This is a genomic window from Francisella sp. LA112445 (assembly GCF_012224145.1).
Lineage (GTDB): Bacteria > Pseudomonadota > Gammaproteobacteria > Francisellales > Francisellaceae > Francisella.
This window is the reverse complement of sequence record NZ_CP041030.1, coordinates 914,151-928,445: the sequence shown is the minus strand read 5'-3', so window position 1 is coordinate 928,445 and position 14,295 is coordinate 914,151. Positions and strand designations below refer to the sequence as shown.

The following is a 14,295-nucleotide window of genomic DNA, read 5'->3' as shown; positions in this document are numbered from 1 at the left end:
TGAAGTAAATTACACAGTAATAAACATTTTTAAAGGTTTATAAAACGATAATAAATGGACAAGCTAAAAGAAATATTAAAACTAAATACTATAACAGTTGCTAAGAAGTTACTTGGACATTATTTGGTTACTAAGAAAGATGGATATCTATTAATAGGTAAAATAGTAGAAACCGAAGCATATTTAAATAATGATCCAGCCTCTCACTCATTCTCAAAGATGACACAAAGAAATGCAATGATGTTTGAAAAGTCTGGAACCTCATATATTTACTTTACCTACGGAATGCATTACTGTATGAATGTTGTCACTTCAGATAATGGTATTGGAGAGGCTGTACTTATTAGAGCTTTAGAACCGATACAAGGTATAGATCAGATGCAGATTAATAGATCAAAAACTAAACTTAAAGATCTATGTTCTAGTCCAGCCAAGCTTACACAAGCATTAAACATAGAACTCTCTGATAATGGTCTTGACCTACTTAATACAAATAGTTGCATACATCTTAAGTTCAATGATAGATTAGATAACTTTAATATAGTTGAAACTCAACGAATAGGAATCTCTAAAGCAAAAGAAAAACTCTTGAGATTTTATATACAAGATAATAAATATATTTCTAGTAAATAATATAAAGCAGGTCCTCTAAAAAAACTAGCCTTAATATATATCTCAATGATAAAATGAGTATAAAATTCTATAATAATAAAGAAACATGTCTACAGAAAAAGTTTTTAGAAAAAAGTTGGCTATTTGTCATCACGTGATTCACCACTATGGTTGGGATGATTTACTAGCTACACATATCTCCGCAAGACTACCTAATGGCAATATAATTATTACCCCGCACAACGTTTCTTTTGATAAAGTTACTGAGAAAAATATAGTTACTGTAACACCTGATGGCGAAATCCTTTCAGATAATGGTCACAAAGTAATGCCCCAAGCAGCTAATATCCATTTAGAAACATATAAAGCTAGAGGTGATATAAACGCTATAATTCATACTCATAGTAAATACGCTGTTATCTTATCATCACTAGAATGTGGTATGCAGTTCACTAACCAACAATCACTAAGATTTTATGATGATATATCGTATCACCACTATGATGGACTAGCTCTAGACAATGAAGGCAAAGCTATTGCAAATAGTCTCGGTGAAAAAAATAGCATGATGATACTTGATAATCATGGAATAATCACAACCGCTGAATCAATAGAGAAAGCTATATATAAGCATTATTATTTTGAGCAATCGATAGAAATAGAGGTAAAAACTCTATCTAGTGGTCAAAAAATTAAACCAATTCCAAAAGATGTATGTAAAAAGACTTCAGAACAATTTGCTAAAATAAATACTTGTCATATTGAATTTGAAGTATTTAAAAGAATAACTAAAAAATATAGATAATTATTTAACAATCACTTTATTTGTTTTCTTAGAAAGAGCTTTTTCATTTATCTCAATACCAAGCCCTGGAACATCAGGAGCTTCAAAATAGCCATTCACAGGTTGAGGATCTTGAATACAAAGCTCTCTATTAAAATCTTTTAGAGCATAAGTATGATGCTCATGTATTATAAAGTTTGGAATAGCTGTTTCTAAGTGCAGGCTTGCTGCTGTTGCAATTGGACCACCACAGACATGGGCTTGTATTTTAACATCATACATATCTACATAGTCACAAATCTTTTTAGCCTCTGTAAGACCTCCACATAGTCCAATATCTGGTTGTAGAATATCAATAGTCTGCTTTTCTATATACTCTCGTACTCCATGCCTTAAATACAATCTTTCACCAGCTGCTATTGGAACACGTAGTTTATCTTTTAATGGTTCATGTAGCTTACTATTTAGATAATTAACTGGCTCTTCAAAATATAGACAATTAAAATCCTCTGCTATCTCACCTAATTGTAGTGCGGATGTTAAGCTTGGTAAACTATGACATTCAAAAATAATATCTCCATTCTCCCCAAGCACATCACGGATAGCTTGCATTCTTTGACAGATCAGATTCAAATGATCTCTACGAAATGGTAATGTACAATTATAAAGAGTATCACCTTTGTGATCAAACATCATCGGATCAACTTTGATTGCATCATAACCTTCTGCTACAGCTTTCTCTGTCGCTTTTGCATAATCTTCTGGCTTAAATAGTGTCTTACGCTCATACTCATCCCAATCAAACTGTAACTGACTGGCATAAGTTCTAAGTTTCTTATTAGTTTTTCCACCAAGAAGTTGATATACAGGTATCCCCAAGGCTTTTCCTTTAATATCCCACAAGGCGATATCAATAGCACTCATCGCCGCATACACAACAGGGCCTCCACCAAGTCCCCAAAAACTCTCACGTAGCATTCTATCCCACAGCCTTTCACTCTCAAAAGGATCTGTACCAAGTACCATTTCTTCAGCAAATTCTCTAATCATATTTGCTGCTGCTGAGTGTCCTAAATCATAAGCTAATCCGGCCTCACCAACTCCCGTTATCCCTTCATCTGTAATTACTTTCACAAATACTGGTGACCAAGCTGGCCTTTTGTCACAATATACATCAAATATTTCTACTGCTACTATTTTCATAATTTGGACCTTATTATTTTAATTATTAAAATAAATGTTCTGTGCTACATTTTTAAAGACATTCTTTGATATCGTATCATTATTGATATATTTATGTAAAAAACTCTGCCAAAAACTATAATTATTTTGGTTAGAAACTGGAAAATTTGACCCATAACATAACTGATTATCATGTATATTTTCAAAAATAAAATCTAATGCTTTATTAACATAAGAAGAATCATTATTTAATTCAAACCCCGATAACTTTAGATTCCAGTTACTATTTTGTTTACATTCATTTATTAAGCTATACCAACACTCTAGGCTATTTTTATCATTAAATATTGGTAAACCAAAATGCTCTATTACCATAGTTACTTGAGAGCTATCTATACTACTTAAAATAGTTAGAAACTGCTCTGGATACATTTGAGCTTCAAATACTAGATTATTCTGTTGTAGAATTTTTAGTTTATCTTGTAAATCATTTGGAATATCTTTTATAAATGGACTATAGCTAGACTTATTTGTTTTTGCCATAATCTGGCGAACTCCTACTATATCTTTATATTCCTTTAACTGAATAACTTTTTTTTCAAACTCAAGAATATCAGATGTGAAGTCAAGAAATGCTATTACCTTAATATCTTTATCTAAAAACTCTGACTTAAGCCACTTATACTCACATAACGGATTAAAAATTTCACTATGAGCTTCAATATGCACAAACGCTTCTACATTTAAGTCATCTGGAGCTACCCTGCTTGGAAGATCTGTATTCTTAACCCAATCGTTATAGCCATTTTTAATATCCCAAAAATGTATATGTGAATCAATTATTTTCATAGAATTATAAACTTATCTTAATTTGAAGATGATCTACATAAATTATAAACATATTTATATTTTTTTAAAAAAGACTTTACAAACAAAATTTTAAGAACTACAATACATGAAAATTAAAACATATATTATGATTCATATTTAATTAGAGAGGAGAAAAATATGACTAGACAAGATATAGATAATGCACTTGCTAAATGGAAAGATGGTTTATTAGAAATCTCTAAAACTTATAGAGAAGGAGGAGACTATAAGCAGTTGGCTCATAGCCTTATCAAAGATATATATGCTTATGATAATAGTAACGTTCTATTTAAGCCTACTTTAGCTTCTAAAAAAATGTTTAGAGGTGATTTAGAAGGTGCAGTATCTTATTTTGTTGCAGGTAATGAAAAATACAGCGAAGACAATGGTTTTGCTATTAGCCCTTGGGCAGAACTAGAGTTTGAAAATGCTGGATACATTATCGAAGATAATATTGGTATGGTTATGGGTAACAAGCATCTAACTCAAACTGATGGCACAAAAGTTGTAGCTAACTATACGATGGCATTTAAACCAAATGAAAAAGGTGAACTACAAATCGTACTTCACCATTCATCTTTACCATATACTCCAGTATAATAACAAAAGATAATTAAATAACTACAAATACCCAATGGCTACAAAAAAAAATCAAAGCTGGACTTTTTTAACAAACCACTCACACGTGTTATGTCTCATTAATAGTAACCCAAACATTACTATTAGAGATATGGCTATCAAGGTTGGGATCACTGAAAGAGCAGTCCTAAATATACTTAGTGACCTAACCGAGACAGCCTACTTAACTGTTACAAAAGTAGGAAGGAATAATCATTACGAAATAAATAAAGAAAAAAGATTACGCCACCCTATTGAAAACCACTGTACTATTGATGATTTTTTAGAGCCTCTAGTAGCGAAAAAATCGTAGCTATTCTTAACCAAAAAGCTTAATATTTATAAAATGAAAACCTTTATTTATAAATAATGCTCGTACAAATCATAGACTCAATATTACCTATATTTATTATTATCTTTGTTGGTTGGCTAACTGGATATCTAAAAATAGTTGGTGAAAATGCACATAAGACATGTGCGAAGATTGTCACAGTATATGTATTCCCTGCATTACTATTTATGCAAACAGCTACTGCAAGGCCAGAACAAATATTTGACCTACGTTGGATGTCTGCTTTTCTAGTTTCTATAGCTATTATTTGGGCAATCTGTTTTAGCGCTAGTATTTTTATTTTTAAAGAATCTAAAAAGAACAGTGTTATGCAAGCTATGATAAACACTTTCACAGATATGGGTGGTATGGGAATTCCATTTTTTATGAGTATCATAGGTTCAACAGCTCTTATATCTGTAGCTAAAGCAAATTTTGTAATATCACTAACTCTTATACCTTTGACTATATTTTTATTAGAACTTTATTCAGGATCTAGAGAATCTAAAAAAGGTATAATACTTTATGCACTATCCCAGTCACTTAAAAAACCTATGTTTTTAGCTGTTGTATTTGGTGCTATTATTAGTATATTACATGTATACACAATGATACCAAAACCAATCACAGACTCCATAGACCATGCATCAAAAGCGTGTGTATTTATGTCACTATTTACAGTTGGTTTAGCTCTATATGGAATTAGACTGCACCTAAGTAAGATGTTTGTATTTAATATAATAATGAAAAGTTTAATTAGCGGATTTATCGCTTGGGGAATTGTAATTCTTTTTGGAATTACTGGAGATTCTGCTAAAGAACTAGTTTATCTAGTGGCTATGCCAACAGCGACAATAGCAACTATATTTGCACTACAATGGCGTGCAATTCCAGATGAAGCTACCAGCTTATATTTAGTTTCAACTGTTTTATCTATAATTACATTGCCAATGTGGATGTTTCTATTAGGTTAAAATCTAACCTTCTGCTTTAATTTCACTAATAAATTGCGGAAAATATCTTTGTAAAACATAGTGTAAAATACCCATGAAAGCGTGAGCATAAATATATATCTCAACAGGGTCGACTAATGTCTTATGTATTTCTTCTAAATCATGCATATAAGGTGATTGCCAGTTCCAAGCTGTAAACCAAAAGAATCCAGAGACCCATGCTATAGTTAATGCAAGTAAACCAAGACCTTGTACTATTGCAGCAAGGCTTCCACTTCTAGAGTTTGGTAGTTTTAATTTACGTAATTCAGATAGGTCTAGTTTAATAGCTGAATAATCATTATACAAATATGGGAAGTAATAGCGTAATCCCCTCTTATCCAAAGCCATAATAACCAAAAGCACACTCAAAGCACATAGTGATAATCCACAAAACATATGTAAATATGCCCAAGCATTAAGTCCAAACTTAACATGCATAAAATTACTATCTATAATCTGTAAAATAACTGCCATACCTACAACAATATGTAGTATACGAAAGTTTTTATCTTGAGATTGACCTAGATATTCCCAGAATGATTTTATAAAAGAATACGGTTTTTTAAAAAGTTTCATTTCTAATTATTTCCAGTTTAAACTCGCTTTATGTTTGTAAATTGATTTAATATCTCATCTAACTTAACTTTTTGTTCTTCATTACCATCTTCTTGTAGCTCTATCATAGCTTCTATTAAATTATCTCTATATTCTTCAAAGCCAATAGGATTTTTGAATCCATTGAGCCAATCAATAAAATTTCTTGAGCTCAACATAAAGTTGTAGTCGTTAAGTAAGTATTCTTTTAAATCACTAACCTTAACCTTAGATAATAAAATACAATCTTCAGAATCCCAGCCTTCTTTTACAATCGGCTTAAGCATTAAGTTCAAAACTCCATCTTTTTTATCAATGATACCTTTTTCATCAAGACTTTTTAATTTAAAATAGTATTCTTCTAGTTCTGAATCAAACTTTTTGATTTTATCAACTCTTTGTATATCAAAGCTAAACATACTTTTTATAGATGTCAATTTATCTAAATACTCTTTCAAAACATTTATTGCAAAATCTTTATACTTTTGAGCGCTTTTATTATCAAATTTAATAAGTTCTTCTATATAAAACAAAAAACTATCCGAACTTAATATCTCAACTAAACTATTACTATTTTGTTTTAGTAGCAAAAAAATATCTTTAGCATAATTATCAAATGAGTATTGTAAATCATTTCGTGATCTCAAAACAAACTCCTGCAATTTATTTTGCATATCTGACTTATTTTTTCTATCGATATCTTCTGTAATTAAAGCATTAAACTCATCTCTACCAACTATTGAACTTTTAACTGCTAAAATTACATTTCTTTCTTTTGGTAGAATATTAAATCGATAATTATTTAAATATTTTAATAATTCTTCAAGTCGAAGCTGAGTATCATCCTCAGATTTTATAGAAGACTCTCCAATGGGTTTATTACTAATATTATGCCATTTACGATTACTATAGCTTTCTAACTCCTCAAAACTAACTTGACTAGAGGCATTAACATAGGCTATTCCCATAATCATATTTATAATATCTCTTTCAAGATCTTTATATTCACCAAAACTACTTTCAATAAAACTATAGTCATTAAGAGCATTTATTACTCTTTTAATATTTCTTATATTTTTTATACTATGTTTTTTAAAGAAATCTTGTGCATATGTATGAAAGACCTGTAAATCATCTTTTACAAGATCAAAAGAGCTTTCTGGTGATGGATCATAATCAAGTTCATAATCAATTATTTTATCTTTATAAATTGCTAAGCTATTATCTTTACGAATTTTATCACCATTAAATATCATAACTACATGGCAATTCTTTTGTTCTTTTAATTCAGATATTAAACCAAGAATATCTTTTACATCTAGCTTCTCTGATAATCTTTCAAAGTCATCAAAACAAACTATAATATCGTTAAAATCTTTCTTTTCGAAAAAACTAAGAGTTGCTGTTACATAAAGTCCATATAAGTTTAAATTTCCAACACGATCTTTTATTCTTTTAATCCAACTATTTTGACTATATATCTGTAGTAACAAATCATTTCTTATTTGTTGAAGTGTTTCCTTTCCAAAAAGTGATATATAGACTGCTGCTTTTGTATTTTCATCTTTTATTTGCTGTCTCCTTACATTTAAAATAGTATCTTTAACTGCAAATATAGAAGAAGGTTTATTTTCATACTTTTTAGAAATTTCTTTCCAATAAAGTGACAAATAAGTTTCTCTTGTCTTTTTAAAGTTAGATTCAGCAAACTTTGTCCAAAAGTAAGTTTTACCTACACCCCACTTACCATTGATTGCAATGCATAATGCAGTATCTCTTGTTAATAGGTCACTTAATCTTTTTGAAATAGCACCTTTATCCATTAGTTACTCACTATCACCCATAGCATTTTCAACTAAATGATTATCAAGCTCTTTTTTAGGTTTTATATTTGATATTACTTTTAGTTTTTCAACTTGACCAATTAAGTTTCCACGACCAGTTTTTAATTTATTAAAAGCATTTTCATAAGATTTATTAGCATCATTTATAGATTTACCAACCTTTTCTAAATCATCAACAAAACCAACAAACTTCTTATATAGCTCTTCCGCCCTACTATAGATATCTGTGATGCTCTGAGCCTGCTTCTCATAACGCCAAGTATTCTCAACTGCTCGTAATGCTACTAGTAAAGTTGTGGGACTAACTAAGATTATCTTTTGCTTAAATGCTTCATCATAAAGATTAGTATCATTATCTAAAGCTAGAAGCAAAGCACCCTCTACAGGTATAAACATAAATATAAAATCTAATGAATTTATACCTTTTAAATTCTCATAGCTTTTATTTGCAAGACCTTTTATATGCTCTCGTATTGATCGAATATGAGCTTTTAGATGAGCTTGTTTTTGCTCTTCATCTGCTGCCATATAATCATTGTATGCAAATAATGAAGTCTTAGCATCTATAATTATATCTCTATTATCAGGCAACTTAACAACCACATCAGGACGATATGCTTTGCCTTCATCATCTGTAGTATGCTTTTCTCTGAAATATTCAAAACCTTCACGAAGACCAGATTTTTCAAGAACATTCTCAAGCACCATCTCACCCCAGATACCTTGCTGCTTGGTACTACTTCTAAGAGCATTTGTAAGGTTATGAGCCTCAGCAGTCATTTTTTGATTTAACTCTTTGAGAGTTTTTAGCTCATTCTGTAAAGCTCCTCTAGCAGTAGATTCTTTATCATAAACATCTTCTACTTTTTGCTTAAAATCTTTTAGCTGCTCTCGCACTGGATTTAAAACACTATTCAAACTTTCTTGATTACGCTCATTAAGTTTTTTTGAATTATCTTCAAAGATCTTACTAGCTAAATTCTCAAATTCTGTTTTTAATTTAGCCTCACTATTTTGTAACAACTCTAGTTTATCTTGCATAGCAGTATTTTGCTCTTTAAGCTGAGTTTCAAGCATTGATACTTGAGACCTATAGTTTTTTATCTCTTCGATATAATTATAAGATTTTTCTCTTTCTTCTTTAAGCTCTTGTTTAAGTTCACCTATACGCAAAGTATTATCTTGCTTCAACTCAGCATTTTTTTGCTTCTCTTGATCTAAAAGTGTATCAAAAGTGACATTTTTACCACGTAACTCGACTAGTTCATTCCGTGTTGAATCTTTATATTGCTCATAGTCTTGGCGAATAGTTTCAACTTCTTTAGTTTTTTTACTAAATATTGAAAAAAACACTATGCTAACAATCACTAATAGCACAATTAATGCTATTGCTAATATCATCTTTAATTCCTTTTTTTATTATCTTTTTGATTTAATAGATCCTTGTAAAGCTTTACGAATAGCTTCAGCTGGTGTTTTAGCATCACCTATAGAACCACGAATCATTTTTTCAGCATCCTTTTGTTTATACCCTAGAGCTAATAATGCATCTACTGATTCATTAAATATAGAGTTTGATATAGCTGCTGGGGTTGATGCTTGTTCAGAGCTTGATTCAACATTTGTTGTACTAGAACCATCAGATTGCCCATAGATCTCATTAGCCATTTTCAATAACTTATCGTAAATCTCTACAACTAGACGCTCAGCTGTTTTCTTACCAATTCCTGGTACTGTAGCTAATAAACCATAATCTTTATTTTCAATGCAATGTAAAAGAGTTTTCGAATCCATACCCGACAAAATTGCCAATGCTGTTCTAGCCCCAATACCACTTACTTTAATTAGCTCTTGAAAAACTTTCTTATCAACTTTTGACTTAAATCCATAAAGCTGCTGAGCATCTTCTCGAACTACAAAATGCGTATATAAACTTATAGTAGCTCCTGTCTCACCTAATGAGTAAAAAGTAGTCATAGGTACAAAGACTTCATACCCTAAACCATTTACATCTATCAATAAAGCTGTAGGATCTTTCTCGATCAATACACCTTTTATAAAACTTATCATCGATAATATTCCCTAGTTCTTCTGAACCGTTGATAATTTTAAACTTATTAATAATGAAATTAAAAATGCTATTGGAAGAATAATTAACGCCATAGAAATATCTAAATTAAAACTATGGACTAGCATACCAACAATAATTGGTACAACAAACCCAGATAACATTACCACAGTATTATTAATACCAAAAAATATTGATTTAGGCTTATCTTCTCTATAATTTGCAATAACTGTAAATGACAGTGTTTGACCTGCAGCTGCACAACCTATCAAAAATAGCAAAACCATACTTAAAGTTTCATTTAATTCTAAAATAAGCAATAACGAAACACAAACTAAACCAAGAACAGATACTACCGCTAAAATATTTACTCTTTGTCTAAGCTTATCATACATAAGACCAAAAGCAGGACTTCCTATACCAAGACCTAACCATAAAAATGCTATTGCATAAGAAGCTTGAGTTATACTAAGACCTTTACTCTCTAGTAGAGTAACTCCCCAAATAGCCCCTAATGTAGGAATTGTGCAATAGATAAAAAATGCATACAGATAAATAGTAATTAACTTTTTATTTAAAAGATTACATTTTATATCACTAGTAATTTCATTTTTACTTAGCACTTGAGTACTTTTTGGACTCTCTTTAACAATAATTACAATCAAAACTGCTAGTATAACGCCTATAATAGCCGCAATAAATATTACCAATCTCCAACTATCTAGATAGCTAACAAAAAATAACAGTGGCCCGCCTGCTAAAATCGGACCCATTGTACCTAATATCTGAGTTGAGCCAGATAAGATTCCCATATATCGCATTGGAAACCACTGTGTTGATATTATCAATAATCCCAGAAATCCAAAAGCAGCGCCAACACCCATTAAGCATCTAGCAAATACAGCAACTTCTAGGCTAGATGTCACTGAAAAAAGCAAAGCCCCTAAAGAGCATGTTATCGCAGCGAAGAATAGTGATTTTTTTATACCGAATTTATCAAATATAAAACCTACAGGTACCTGCAATAACGAATAACATAAGTAAAAAGCGCCACCAAATAAAGAAAAACTAAAAGCTGTAGCATGAAAACTATTAACAATATCCTCATGCAAAGAATTTGGTAATACTCTCAAGAAAAACTCATAGAAGAAAAACATAGCTCCAATCAGCCATATTGTACAAGCTCTAAGATAATATTTTTTATCCATTTACAACCAACCTAATATTATTGATAAAACCTATTATAGGTGTGACTCATAATATTACAAACGCTTTTTGAAATTTTATTTGATTCTTTTTTGAGCTACCCTACTTGCTCCTGAAATTTTTGCTAGAGATTTACTACTATGATAGTGACATATTGCTATTGCAAGAGCATCTGCTGCATCCTCTGGAGGCTTTTTACTTAGTCCTAACAATGACTGTACCATATGTTGAACTTGAGATTTAGCAGCACCGCCAGTTCCTACAACTGCTTGCTTAATTTGTTTTGCTGAGTACTCACTAACTTCTAAATTATTTATTGCTAGAGTACACATTGCTACACCTCGAGCTTGACCTAATTTAATAGCTCCCATAGGGTTTTGAAACATAAAGATTTGTTCTATTGCTGATTCAGTTGGTGCATATATATTTATGACTTCTGTTATACCATCAGCGATTTGTTTTAGTCGCCTAGCAGTTGCTGTTTCTGTAATACGGATACACCCACTAGCGACATAATACATTTTATTAGCTTGGATTTTAATAACTCCAAAACCTGTTATTCTTGAACCCGGATCTATTCCTAAAATGATCATGCGTTTTTAAATTTTATATAAATAATCTAACTAGAAAAATTTTATTACAGATAACCTCTAATAGATAGAAGCATATATGAAATTAAATAAATATTTGTAGTGACAAGTCGTAACTCACTACTAAATAAAATACTAATAATAAGACTAACCTAACTGCTCCATAAGCTCTTGAGTAAAATTAGCATTAGAATAAACATTTTGTACATCATCAAGATCTTCTAACTTATCAATTAGATTCATAACCTTTTCAGCAGTTTCAACATCTAAATCAGCTTTTGTCTCAGCATCAAATGTAACTTCTGCATTCTCAGAATTAAAACCTTTCTCTATCAAAGCTTCTTGTACATCTGAAAAATTTTGAGGATCTGTAATTACATCAATACTACCATCTTCATGAGTAACTACATCTTCAGCACCAACTTCTAATGCTACTTCCATAAGCTCATCTTCATCGACACCTGGAGCAAAAGATATAATGCCTTTCTTAGTGAACATATATGCTACTGAGCCATCTGTACCAAGATTACCACCACTTTTTGTAAAAGCATGGCGAACCTCTCCAACTGTACGATTACGATTATCTGTCATACAGTCAACCATAATAGCTACACCACTTGGACCATAGCCTTCATAACGCACTTCTTCAACATTAGCACTATCATCACCGCCAGCGCCTTTTAATACAGCTCTTTCGATAGTGTCCTTACTCATATTATTCGCTAAAGCTGTAGCTATTGCTGCCCTAAGTCTTGGGTTAGCATCTTTATCACCACCTCCAAGTCTTGCAGCAACAGTAATCTCTCTAATTAGTTTAGTAAAAATCTTACCTCTTTTTGCATCTTCTTTTGCTTTTTTATGCTTAATATTAGCCCATTTACTATGACCTGCCATTTTTACACCTTTGTTTAATATTTAAATATAACTAACTATTTTCTCTACTAATTTCTCAATACCTTGTGATGCTTCTAATATATTTTTTGCACACATATAAGCAGGAGTTGAAACTACTTTAACACTTTCATCAACACATATATCAGTTGCATCCATAATTACTGCTTCAGCACCTTTTTTCTCTAATACAGCTGAAGTACTTGGATCTGTACCAACAGTTGCTTTTGTACCTTCTGGATACACCAAAGGTATCATCAAAGGTGCTATACATATATATCCAGCTGGCTTATCTGCTAAATAAAATGCTCTAGCAAAAGTCAGAACATCTTCATCCATTGTATAACTTTCATCACCTACAAAGGCAAAATCCATAATATTTTTTGCTGCACCAAATCCACCAGGAAAAATCACAGCATCATAATCATCACTATCAGCCTCTGCTATATCAATAACATTTCCACGTGTTATACGAGCAGATTCTTCTAATATATTACGAGCAGATGCTTTATTATCAACAGATTGATGTAAGTGATTGATCACATGTTTTTGATTTTTGTTCAAAGCAATACCTTGCCACTCTAAACCATTTTTTTCTAAAGCCAATATAGTCAATACAGTTTCGTATATTTCTGAACCATCAAGATATCCGCATCCAGACAATACTACCGCTACTTTTGCCATTTTAATTCACCTTTATTTTTAGTTTTTTTGATTTTACAAATCTAGATTATTTCTTTTGAAAACTCTGTCGGCTCTATAACTTGATCTAACCATCGGTCCTGAAGCAACCTCTAGGAAACCTTTTTCTAAACCGATTTTACGATACTCTTCAAACTGTTTTGGAGTTACAAATCTCTCTACACTTAAGTGATGTCTTGTTGGTTGCATATATTGTCCAAGAGTAATAATATCTACTCCTGCTTCTCTAGCATCATCCATTGTTTTATAGATTTCTTCATCAGTTTCACCAAGTCCTACCATAATACTAGTCTTAGTTAAAATGTTAGGAGCCTTTTGTTTAACATACTTTAAAAAATCTAATGTTTGTCTATATCCTGCTCTAGGATCACGCACAGGATGAGTTAGACGCTCAACTGTCTCAATATTTTGAGCTATCACATCAACTTTTGTATTGATAATCTTATCAACATTTTCTTTGACTCCTGCAAAATCTGGGGTCAAAGCTTCTACTTTAATATTCTCATCAACATTTTTTATAGCTGTAATAGTCTCTGCATAATGCCCAGCCCCACCATCTTTTAGATCATCTCTATCTACTGAAGTAAGCACTACATATTCTAAATTCATTAGTCTAACACTTTCTGCGGTATTTTTAGGCTCATCTTTATCAAGCCATCCTTTTGGATTACCAGTATCAACAGAGCAAAATTTACACGCTCTAGTACATACAGCTCCCATTAGCATAATAGTTGCTGTACCATGAGACCAACACTCATTTATATTAGGACATTTTGCCTCTTCACAGACTGTAGCTAATTTATGTTTCTTTGTGATAGATTTAACTTTTTGGTACTCTTTCGAATCTTGTCGCTGTACCTTTAACCACTCTGGCTTACGTATCTGCACAGAGTTTTCTTTTTTATTTCTAATACCATCCTTTACAGCATGGAAACCATGATCAGTTGTATACTTATTACCGCTTTCAACTTTTACCTTTATACTAGATATTTCTTTCATAACATTTAC

General features: G+C 31.4%; 16 protein-coding genes. 5 read left to right on the top strand and 11 right to left on the bottom strand.

The window, feature by feature from the left end; translation table 11 throughout:
• Positions 1–54: 54 nt before the first annotated feature.
• Both FIP56_RS04550 and FIP56_RS04545 read left to right on the top strand, forming a co-directional pair.
• On the top strand, positions 55–633 hold the full coding sequence (locus FIP56_RS04550; RefSeq protein ID WP_192577771.1) for a DNA-3-methyladenine glycosylase: 579 nt from the start codon (positions 55–57) through the stop codon (positions 631–633).
• Positions 634–718: 85 nt separating this feature from the next.
• Positions 719–1,417, top strand: a complete 699-nt coding sequence (locus tag FIP56_RS04545) for a class II aldolase/adducin family protein (protein WP_192577770.1) — start codon at positions 719–721, stop codon at positions 1,415–1,417.
• Here the strand turns inward: FIP56_RS04545 and FIP56_RS04540 are convergent, their stop codons facing one another.
• Together FIP56_RS04540 and FIP56_RS04535 are read right to left on the bottom strand one after the other, a co-directional pair.
• Positions 1,418–2,599 carry a mandelate racemase/muconate lactonizing enzyme family protein gene (locus tag FIP56_RS04540; RefSeq protein WP_192577769.1) on the bottom strand — a complete coding sequence of 394 codons (1,182 nt, stop codon included), beginning with the start codon at positions 2,597–2,599 and terminating at the stop codon, positions 1,418–1,420. It abuts the gene before it with no gap.
• A gap of 18 nt (positions 2,600–2,617) precedes the next feature.
• Positions 2,618–3,427 carry an amidohydrolase family protein gene (locus tag FIP56_RS04535; RefSeq protein ID WP_192577768.1) on the bottom strand — a complete coding sequence of 270 codons (810 nt, stop codon included), beginning with the start codon at positions 3,425–3,427 and terminating at the stop codon, positions 2,618–2,620.
• A 159-nt stretch (positions 3,428–3,586) separates the two neighbouring features.
• On the opposite strand from FIP56_RS04535, the gene FIP56_RS04530 reads away from it, so the two are divergent.
• Genes FIP56_RS04530 through FIP56_RS04520 form a run of 3 tightly spaced genes read left to right on the top strand, consistent with a single transcriptional unit; the run spans position 3,587 to position 5,371 of the window.
• Positions 3,587–4,048 (top strand): phosphoribosyl-AMP cyclohydrolase, encoded by a 462-nt coding sequence (locus tag FIP56_RS04530; protein ID WP_192577767.1) that lies wholly within the window; start codon positions 3,587–3,589, stop codon positions 4,046–4,048.
• 34 nt (positions 4,049–4,082) lie between these two features.
• The gene (locus FIP56_RS04525) at positions 4,083–4,379 is read left to right on the top strand and encodes a winged helix-turn-helix transcriptional regulator (RefSeq protein WP_192577766.1); all 297 of its coding nucleotides are present in this window, start codon (positions 4,083–4,085) and stop codon (positions 4,377–4,379) included.
• A gap of 56 nt (positions 4,380–4,435) precedes the next feature.
• Positions 4,436–5,371: an AEC family transporter gene (locus FIP56_RS04520; protein ID WP_192577765.1), complete on the top strand. Its 936-nt coding sequence runs from the start codon at positions 4,436–4,438 to the stop codon at positions 5,369–5,371.
• Positions 5,372–5,374: 3 nt separating this feature from the next.
• Here FIP56_RS04520 and FIP56_RS04515 read toward each other — a convergent pair whose 3' ends face one another.
• The 9 genes from FIP56_RS04515 to lipA form a co-directional block, all read right to left on the bottom strand.
• Positions 5,375–5,968 (bottom strand): cytochrome b/b6 domain-containing protein, encoded by a 594-nt coding sequence (locus FIP56_RS04515; protein ID WP_192577764.1) that lies wholly within the window; start codon positions 5,966–5,968, stop codon positions 5,375–5,377.
• A gap of 17 nt (positions 5,969–5,985) precedes the next feature.
• Positions 5,986–7,809, bottom strand: coding sequence for a P-loop NTPase fold protein (locus FIP56_RS04510; protein ID WP_192577763.1), 1,824 nt, complete (start codon positions 7,807–7,809; stop codon positions 5,986–5,988).
• A gap of 3 nt (positions 7,810–7,812) precedes the next feature.
• Positions 7,813–9,231 carry a DNA recombination protein RmuC gene (gene rmuC, locus FIP56_RS04505; RefSeq protein WP_192577762.1) on the bottom strand — a complete coding sequence of 473 codons (1,419 nt, stop codon included), beginning with the start codon at positions 9,229–9,231 and terminating at the stop codon, positions 7,813–7,815.
• Positions 9,232–9,249: 18 nt separating this feature from the next.
• Complete coding sequence (gene ruvA / locus FIP56_RS04500) at positions 9,250–9,900, bottom strand: Holliday junction branch migration protein RuvA (RefSeq protein WP_192577761.1); 651 nt, start codon at positions 9,898–9,900, stop codon at positions 9,250–9,252.
• A gap of 12 nt (positions 9,901–9,912) precedes the next feature.
• Entirely contained in the window at positions 9,913–11,106 is a 1,194-nt protein-coding gene (locus FIP56_RS04495) for an MFS transporter (RefSeq protein ID WP_192577760.1), read from the bottom strand.
• 75 nt (positions 11,107–11,181) lie between these two features.
• The gene (ruvC, locus tag FIP56_RS04490) at positions 11,182–11,697 is read right to left on the bottom strand and encodes a crossover junction endodeoxyribonuclease RuvC (protein ID WP_150466222.1); all 516 of its coding nucleotides are present in this window, start codon (positions 11,695–11,697) and stop codon (positions 11,182–11,184) included.
• A 144-nt stretch (positions 11,698–11,841) separates the two neighbouring features.
• Positions 11,842–12,588 carry a YebC/PmpR family DNA-binding transcriptional regulator gene (locus FIP56_RS04485; protein ID WP_192577759.1) on the bottom strand — a complete coding sequence of 249 codons (747 nt, stop codon included), beginning with the start codon at positions 12,586–12,588 and terminating at the stop codon, positions 11,842–11,844.
• A gap of 21 nt (positions 12,589–12,609) precedes the next feature.
• Complete coding sequence (gene elbB / locus FIP56_RS04480; protein ID WP_192577758.1) at positions 12,610–13,269, bottom strand: isoprenoid biosynthesis glyoxalase ElbB; 660 nt, start codon at positions 13,267–13,269, stop codon at positions 12,610–12,612.
• A 33-nt stretch (positions 13,270–13,302) separates the two neighbouring features.
• Positions 13,303–14,286 carry a lipoyl synthase gene (gene lipA / locus FIP56_RS04475; protein WP_192577757.1) on the bottom strand — a complete coding sequence of 328 codons (984 nt, stop codon included), beginning with the start codon at positions 14,284–14,286 and terminating at the stop codon, positions 13,303–13,305.
• Between the last annotated feature and the right edge of the window lie 9 nt (positions 14,287–14,295).

Coding starts and splice junctions, on each gene's coding strand:
- FIP56_RS04550 (WP_192577771.1), top strand. CDS start 55: ATGGACAAGCTAAAAGAAATATTAAAACTAAATACTATAACAGTTGCT.
- FIP56_RS04495 (WP_192577760.1), bottom strand. CDS start 11,106: ATGGATAAAAAATATTATCTTAGAGCTTGTACAATATGGCTGATTGGA.
- FIP56_RS04540 (WP_192577769.1), bottom strand. CDS start 2,599: ATGAAAATAGTAGCAGTAGAAATATTTGATGTATATTGTGACAAAAGG.
- FIP56_RS04520 (WP_192577765.1), top strand. CDS start 4,436: ATGCTCGTACAAATCATAGACTCAATATTACCTATATTTATTATTATC.
- FIP56_RS04510 (WP_192577763.1), bottom strand. CDS start 7,809: ATGGATAAAGGTGCTATTTCAAAAAGATTAAGTGACCTATTAACAAGA.
- lipA (WP_192577757.1), bottom strand. CDS start 14,286: ATGAAAGAAATATCTAGTATAAAGGTAAAAGTTGAAAGCGGTAATAAG.
- FIP56_RS04515 (WP_192577764.1), bottom strand. CDS start 5,968: ATGAAACTTTTTAAAAAACCGTATTCTTTTATAAAATCATTCTGGGAA.
- FIP56_RS04545 (WP_192577770.1), top strand. CDS start 719: ATGTCTACAGAAAAAGTTTTTAGAAAAAAGTTGGCTATTTGTCATCAC.
- rmuC (WP_192577762.1), bottom strand. CDS start 9,231: ATGATATTAGCAATAGCATTAATTGTGCTATTAGTGATTGTTAGCATA.
- ruvA (WP_192577761.1), bottom strand. CDS start 9,900: ATGATAAGTTTTATAAAAGGTGTATTGATCGAGAAAGATCCTACAGCT.
- elbB (WP_192577758.1), bottom strand. CDS start 13,269: ATGGCAAAAGTAGCGGTAGTATTGTCTGGATGCGGATATCTTGATGGT.
- ruvC (WP_150466222.1), bottom strand. CDS start 11,697: ATGATCATTTTAGGAATAGATCCGGGTTCAAGAATAACAGGTTTTGGA.
- FIP56_RS04485 (WP_192577759.1), bottom strand. CDS start 12,588: ATGGCAGGTCATAGTAAATGGGCTAATATTAAGCATAAAAAAGCAAAA.
- FIP56_RS04525 (WP_192577766.1), top strand. CDS start 4,083: ATGGCTACAAAAAAAAATCAAAGCTGGACTTTTTTAACAAACCACTCA.
- FIP56_RS04535 (WP_192577768.1), bottom strand. CDS start 3,427: ATGAAAATAATTGATTCACATATACATTTTTGGGATATTAAAAATGGC.
- FIP56_RS04530 (WP_192577767.1), top strand. CDS start 3,587: ATGACTAGACAAGATATAGATAATGCACTTGCTAAATGGAAAGATGGT.